Source organism: Catenibacterium sp. (assembly GCF_052354645.1).
Lineage (GTDB): Bacteria > Bacillota_I > Bacilli_A > Erysipelotrichales > Coprobacillaceae > Catenibacterium > Catenibacterium mitsuoka_A.
The window spans coordinates 1-7,918 of the sequence record NZ_DAWDDM010000078.1; the positions used below are offsets into that span (position 1 = coordinate 1).

Annotated in this window: 7 protein-coding genes; all 7 read right to left on the reverse strand. The window is 32.0% G+C overall.

What is annotated here, in order from left to right; genetic code table 11:
• The coding region (locus tag ACT8VG_RS04985) for a type I CRISPR-associated protein Cas7 (RefSeq protein WP_444195324.1) at positions 1-210 on the reverse strand (210 nt) is incomplete at its 3' end.
• 3 nt (positions 211-213) lie between these two features.
• Positions 214-2,043, reverse strand: coding sequence for a type I-C CRISPR-associated protein Cas8c/Csd1 (gene cas8c, locus ACT8VG_RS04990; RefSeq protein WP_444195325.1), 1,830 nt, complete (start codon positions 2,041-2,043; stop codon positions 214-216).
• Positions 2,018-2,773 (reverse strand): type I-C CRISPR-associated protein Cas5c, encoded by a 756-nt coding sequence (gene cas5c / locus ACT8VG_RS04995; protein ID WP_187012424.1) that lies wholly within the window; start codon positions 2,771-2,773, stop codon positions 2,018-2,020. Before cas5c ends, cas8c begins: the two co-directional genes overlap by 26 nt.
• 13 nt (positions 2,774-2,786) lie before the next feature.
• Positions 2,787-5,144 carry a CRISPR-associated helicase Cas3' gene (gene cas3, locus ACT8VG_RS05000; protein ID WP_444195326.1) on the reverse strand — a complete coding sequence of 786 codons (2,358 nt, stop codon included), beginning with the start codon at positions 5,142-5,144 and terminating at the stop codon, positions 2,787-2,789.
• Between the two features lie 355 nt (positions 5,145-5,499).
• Positions 5,500-6,126, reverse strand: a complete 627-nt coding sequence (locus tag ACT8VG_RS05005) for an SdpI family protein (protein ID WP_238928250.1) — start codon at positions 6,124-6,126, stop codon at positions 5,500-5,502.
• Complete coding sequence (locus tag ACT8VG_RS05010; RefSeq protein WP_187012427.1) at positions 6,113-6,391, reverse strand: autorepressor SdpR family transcription factor; 279 nt, start codon at positions 6,389-6,391, stop codon at positions 6,113-6,115. Before ACT8VG_RS05010 ends, ACT8VG_RS05005 begins: the two co-directional genes overlap by 14 nt.
• 110 nt (positions 6,392-6,501) lie before the next feature.
• Positions 6,502-7,848 carry an MATE family efflux transporter gene (locus ACT8VG_RS05015; protein ID WP_369409820.1) on the reverse strand — a complete coding sequence of 449 codons (1,347 nt, stop codon included), beginning with the start codon at positions 7,846-7,848 and terminating at the stop codon, positions 6,502-6,504.
• Positions 7,849-7,918: the final 70 nt, after the last annotated feature.

Sequence of the window (7,918 nt, forward strand, 5' to 3'; positions counted from 1 at the left end):
AATTGATCTTTCCTGAGACTGTACAAAGACTTTTTCACCCATATCCTGAAGTCTATTTCTAATATTTCTCTTGATACATACATCTGACATTTCACCATAGCCATCTACATCAACTCTTGGACGGTTACCATCTAATGGATCCCCATTTGGATTAGCCTTTTCAACTGTAAATAATACTGCAAAATCAATTTTATTCTTAAATTCACTCATCTTTTATTCCTCTTCTTTCTTTGAATTTGATCTAATTTTTCTTATTTCTGCTCTTTCACAATAATAGCCTAATAAATAATTTTCATTTAATGGTTTGTTATTAAAACCATCAATCTCTCGCAAGCATTCCAATATATGTTCAATTCTCTTTGATTGATTTTCTCTAATTGGCTTACTTGTTTTTGCTAAATAAGGTTGTAACTTTCTTCTTATTTCTTCAAATGTTCTAGCAGGATATCTTGAGTAAATATTCCATAGTTTACTAGCATTTGTTTCTCTAAAATCCATTTGCGCATGATAATAATATGAATTCTCAATATCATCCAGAATAGCTAGCAACATTCCAAATAAATAATCTCTATCCTTTCTATACTTGTCTTCTTCTAACATTTCACTATATTCTCCTTTCTTATAATCGATGTTATGTTTTCTAATAAGTGCACATGTTGTTTCTAATATAAAATTCCAGTTATAAGAACCGTATTTTTGTGGATTACTTGCATTGTTTACAGCACACTGCAGAATATCCATCGGCAATTTTCTATTATCCACAATACAAGACAATATTCGATCCACACACTTCTTCTGTAATTTTGAATTGGTAATCTTCAATAATCCTTCTTGATCCACACCATAAGCTGCACGTGCAATATCTAACGGCGTAGGTGTTCCTATATAATCAACATATTCACCATCTACTTTACGATGTAATCTCCAATTACATTCTAGATACCACTTATTAAGCCTATCAAGATATTCTTTTCCCGACAGTTCGTTGTAGTACGTAATTGATAAACGGCCTTGATTTGATCCATCCGCTGTATCTACTGATATTATTGATACTTTTTCATTACTTAGTTTTGTACGATATCCAGCTAATAAACAACTAATCTGATGTGCATACTTTTCTAAAGTATCAATCTCAACTTTTTCTTCAGCAAATAATGCGAAAGGATTATCAAACGGTTCAAGTGTTTTAATTGTCTTACTTGCCCAACACACTATACGCTCAGTATCGTTTCTATATCCCTGCTTAGATATTAACCAGCGCAATGCATTGTGTGCTTTTTGAGATGTTACATACCCTATACCAACTGCCTGCTCAGCATTTTTAAATCTACCTCTAAATGTATACCCTGAAGTATCATTTGATGATATGAGTTTTGCTTTATCCCCCGCATTACGAATTTTTGCAGGTAACTTTGTTGTTAATTGTGTCACTTCTCCTGTCGCATAACAAATGCCTAAATCACTTGTCTTACTCAAAGTATAGGCTATAAAACAATCATGAACTAAACTGTCTTCCCAGACTTTTTCATCCATAGAATCAGGAGATTCTACTATAAATCTTGCAACATCATCCAAAGAATCCTTATCAAACTTATCATCAGCAATTAAATCTTGCATCACATGCTCTTTTTTCAAATAAGTATAAATAGCTTTAATCTGTGAACAAGAATACTCCGAATTAGCCCAATCACCTAATTGTTTAATATAAGATTCAAAACATTGTCTTTTATTCTTTGAGTCATTACTATATTGATCATAATCTCCTGCAATATAGCACAACTTATCAAACAGAGGCATAGGAGTTATCCCACTACTTCTACTAGCACTATCTTCAGTCACAGGAAATACAGTTACTTGATCATCCTTGGGTATTCTTTCAGCCCTAATAAAATTTCCTTCTTGATCAATATAAATTTCTATCTGTGCTTTCAACTGTAGATGAAACAATGGCAATAAAATTACTGAATTATCATCTCCACTCACCTTACCGATTAATGACTCACATTGATCATATGTGCTACTCAAATTGCTTATCCAACTCATCGCCAAATACTCCTCCTTTCTCAAATTCATCTAATCCAGAAAAATTAACACCCTTTTCAAATACTTTAATTTCCTGCTTGCCTACATCTTTCACAATAGGACATTCATCTGGTGTAATAAAATGAATACTTCCATCCTGCATCACAGGTTTCCATAATCTAATACTCATTTTGCCTTTACCATCTTCTACTTTTGATTCATCAGGATACGTAATACCATGAACCATTATTCCAAATGACATGTTGCTATCATCATAGTATCCTTTTGATTCACCAAACTTACATGGTTCGACATAAGCCTGACATTCTCTTGTACCAAGGAAAATATCTCTTCTTCCTCCACGTTCGACCATTCTTTTCGCAATCAACCAGTGCTTATTTTCATTTCTATCTCCTACCAAGTCTTTTCTATTTTCATTCCATACAAAATGTGCTCTTACTTGATATTCAACATCTTTTAAATAGGTATAAATAGACAAATCATTCTTTGAATCCTGATAATGTATTGGTCTAATTCCCTGGCTTTGTGTTCTAATAGGATTCATGATTCTTACATCGTCAATCACCCATTGAAATGTAGGTTTCCAATAAATGCTTTCACATATTCCTTTTAGTGCTTGATATGTAGGAATCTGATATGTATATTTCTCACCACCTGTCTTTGTAAGTGGATCTGTAAATAAGGCATATCTCCCATACACTTTGAATTCAATACTATTCTTATGTTCCATCCTTCATCCTCCTTTAGAATATTTCTAATGATAATTCCGTACTTAATCCTTCCTCATTTGTATAAAACCCTTCATCCAAGATCAAAATATCTTCATTAAATCTTGTAATGCCTTGGCGATTCTCAATTTCTTTCAATCTTGCGTCTGTCTGATAGACATTGACTGTGTACCTTTGCAACTTCTTTAAACATTGCTTCACAAAGGCCAAATCATAAGGATTATTCATCATTTCCTCCACAATATTTTTAGCTTCACCATATTGAGTAATAAGTCCGACTGTATTCCCTTTTTCAATCACACTAAAATTCTTTCCTGCGTATTTATAAGCCTGACATTGTAAATAGCCATAACCAGATGGTCTTCTATTTGATGATAAATAGTGAAATAAATCTTTGACAGATTGATGATTCTTAAGGCAATAATCCATTGGACTATTCGCATTGTTATTAGACATTTTAGGATAATAATATCTTTCATAATATTTCCTAATAGCCTCTGGCATCAATAAATCGCCTGTATAATCATCCAATACACGCTTAGTTGCCTTTACAGATTCTCTTATATCGCGTAATTGATTTAAATTCTCCTGCACATCAACCATATAAACAATTCCTTCACTCGTTTCACCATTTCTGTTACATCTTCCAGCTGTTTGCGTAATACTATCTAATCCAGCTAAAGATCTAATAACAGTTTGGAAAGAAATATCTACACCTGCTTCAATCAACTGTGTACTAATACAAATTGTTTTACGACTTGATAATGACTGCTTCATCTTCTTAATGATGTCTAGTCTATGTTGAGCACACATGTAAGTAGTTAATTGAATAACATCAACATCATCACTTACTAATTCTTTTATCGCATTATATACTCCTCTTACAGCACTTTTTGTATTAAGAACAACCAATATATTTTGATCCATCTTATCCAATATAAACTGTGCTAAAGACTCATAATCATATTCTTTCTTATCAGGTCTTTCTATATGAACTCTCTTGAATTCATTAGAGAAGAATTCAATATTAGGAATCATATCCTTACACTTATCATTATACAGAAGTGGTCTATTGATTTTCTCAAACAACGGTTGAGTTGCTGTACACATTACAATCGTAGAATTTCCACAATAAGATAAAAAATTCATGAATGTAGTAAAAAGATTCAAACACTTTATAGGAATTGATTGTGCTTCATCTATAATAATGACCGCATTTGTTAATTGATGAAGACGTCTAACCGACTGCATTCCCCCATCAAACAATGTATTCAAAAATTGAACTGTAGTTGTCATAATGATAGGAGCACTCCAATCATCAGCAAGTAATTCATGTCTATTCAATTGTTCAACATTGTTTTCATCAATACATACATTTGAATGATGCTCTAGAATATTGTCATCATCATTTAAAATGGTTCTTATCTCATTTGCATTTTGTTCTAGTATTGATAGGAATGGTGCAACATATATGATATGTTCTTTATTTTCTTTCTTAGCTAACTCTAGTGCGTAACGCATACTTGAGAGAGTTTTTCCTCCTCCAGTTGGAATAGATAACCTATATATTCCATTGCCGTTTTTAGTAAAGTCAAAACAATAATCAGACATCTGTTTACGTAATTTATCAATCTTTGTAATAGTTTTAAAACTATCCAATTTCTGATTTAACTTTTTTTGATAATCTATCCATAACTCTTTAATTTCTTCTTGGCTTTTTCTATCATTAATCTTACCCTGCATAAATTCTGCAGTATCTCTTCTATCTGCATCAATTAAATAAGATAAAATTAATCGTTCTAGACACCCTAATAGAAAAGAACTATTTTCATCACAGTTTGATTTCATATCAATACAAATCTTTTTTATCTTTTCAACTAAAGTAGTAAATTCTTCTTCTGAATCTTGCAATAAACCTTTTAAATCAACTTCATTGACTAAAGGATCTATATTATTCAATACGTTCTTATACATATGCTCATCCACCTTTAATCTAGGCGTGAACTTATCTTCTTCATTTTCATCAACACAATCGTTCAATCCATGATGTGAAAAAATAGAATATGCAATGAGTTCAGGTGAATACTTTATATTATGTTTAGATCCATAATCCATAATATACTTTGCACCTGCACTAGAGTGATTGATGCTACCTCTTCTTACAGAATTTGGATTCTCAACCGCCTTATGAATATACTCATTAAACTCATCAGTCAGTTTTCCTACATCGTGTAATAAACCTGCAACTCTCAAAGTGCTACCTAGTCCAACTTTTCTCGCTTCTAATTCTGCATATCGAGATACATTTTCACAATGCTCATATACTGTTTGTTCTCTATCTTCAGATATATGCGCTAAGTACTTTTTATCCATCATTATCACCCATTCTCTATAAAATAATATAAACAGTTATAAATACATTATACATCGTAATCGCTTCCATATGTATTATTTCATCTACTATTATTATACACTTTTAAAAATAAATTTTCTCAAGTACCCCCTCTGACAATGCCTATAATTAGGTGTTAAGTAAAATTTACTTAAAATTATTTTTAATGTTTCAAAACATAAAAAAAAGATCACCTACGGTGATCATGGTAAGGAAATCGGATTTTGGTATGAGCTATTCCCTTACCCATCCATTACTATACACTAGTTTTGTATTTAATGCACCAATTTGCAGTCTTAGAAAAAACTATTAAAAAAAGATTTAGTGGTATGCCCACTAAATCCCCTTCTTGTATAAACTATAGCTATAACCAAAACATAGTAAACTAGATATAAGTATAATACCTAAACCAATAAACATATAACCTAACATACTAAAGATAATATACAACATTCCACTCAATACAAACACATAACCAGAAAATCTATGTGTACGTGACCAGTTCTCATCACTATTTAATGCCCATGAAGTACGAATACCTATAGTATAGTTTCTTTTTATTTTAGGTAAGTAATTACCTAAAATAATAAAGATGAGCCCTATTACTATATTCATAATAAATGTCATATCAAAACGATAGCCTAGACTATATGTAATAATAAGTAGAGTCACCATCAAGCATATTAACGGACAAATCATTAATACAATTCTTAGTCCTATATCTGGTATATTACTCTTCTTAGGATCCTTAAATGTCATAAAAGCACAGAATATATGAAGTACTAGCATAAATGCCCACACACCATATAAACCTAAGAACTTATTCATATACCCATCAGGTGTTCCATGAAAATCAAAGTGTGTTGCGACTTGTGCAGGTAACTTATTATAAGTCACTAATATACATACAAGTGGCAACATAAATAATACCAAACTAAACTTAAACCATTTATTCTTCAACATCATCTTTTCCTCCTAAGAAAGACTTAAAATACAACAACATTTCTTCAAACACAGTCGCATTAATTTCATAATAAATATAATTCTTATCTTTTTCTTCTCTTACTAAGTCTGCAGATTTTAATATCGATAAATGATATGAGACAGTGGCCTGTGTCATATCAAATTGTGCAGCTATATCTCCTGCAGACATCCTTCCTTTCTTTAATAAGTTAAGAATATCTCTTCTTACAGGTGCACTGAGTGCTTTAAATGTTTTCTCAAACATATGTTCACCACCTATTTAGATAACTTTCTAAATAGATTATACAATAAACGCCAAGAAATACAATACCTATTTAGAAATATTTCTAAATAGGTATTAAAAGAAAAAGAGGACTAAGCCTCTTTAATGAATGGATCTCTCCAGAATACGATTAATAGATAGATTGTCATAACGACCCAGATAACTGGTTCACAGAAGATGACAGCCATATATTTAAAGACTGGAATAAGTGCGAATACGAAAATGATCTTACCAACTAATTCAATAATACTAGATACAAGTGGTAACATCTTTTGTCCAATACCTTGCAAGGCAAATCTAGTCTGCATTAATATACCTAATACTGCATAGTTAGGGGCTACGATACGTAAATAAAGTGAACCATTGTATAAGACTGTATGATCTGTTGTACCTGATATCCATGTTACAAGTGTAGGGGCACTTAATAATAGAATAACGGTTGCTAGTGCGGCTACAACAACATCATAGATATACATCTGTTTCATACCTTTGCGAATGCGTGATACATTTTCTGCGCCTTTGTTTTGAGATACAAATGTACTTGCTGCTTGAGCCATGGCAGTAAATGGCATATTGAAGAACATATAAAGCTTTCTTGCAGCAGTATGACCTGCAATAATCTGTTTGCTTCCTAAACCATTGATACCTGACTGCAAGATAACTGAACCTGCATTAACGATAGCACTCATAACAGCCATAGAGTATCCCTGACCTAATAGTTCTTTATAAAGAGCTGCATCAAATTTAAAATGTCTCTTTTCTGGTACGAGTAATGGGACATTCTTAAAGATATAAATCAAACATAATACGACTGATACACCCTGGGCAATAACTGTCGCAACTGCTGCTCCTCTTACACCCATATGAAGCTGTGTGATAAAGAATAAGTCTAAACCAATATTTAATACTGATGATATGATTAAGAATACTAAAGGCATTAAACTATTCCCTATAGCACGTAATAATCCTGCACATAGATTATAGGCAAACATAACGACTAAGAATTGTACAATCACAATAATATAGCTATAAGCTTCATTTAGTAAGTCCGGTGATACATTGATTGCAATAAGTAATGGTTTGATTCCAATAGAGGCAATAATAGTAATCACAATAGAAGATATAATACCAATCACAAAACTAGCTGCAACTGATTTCTTTAATAGTTCTTCATCTCCTGAACCATAGCTTCTTGCAGTGACAATAGATAACCCATTCCCAATACCTAACGCAAAACCTACTAACAAGTCATAGACTGCTGCACATGAACCAATGGCAGAAAGTGATGTCATTCCTAAAGTATTTCCTACAATGGCAGTATCCATTGTGTTATAGAATTGCTGGAAGATGTTTGATATAAGAATTGGAATCATAAAGATAACTAAACTCTTAAATATTGAACCCTCCAGCATATTGACTGATGTTTTCTTTTTATCCACAATAATTTCCCCCTTCTTTTTCTGTGTTATTTTAACACAAATCATTGTTTATAATTCATAACTAACTAAT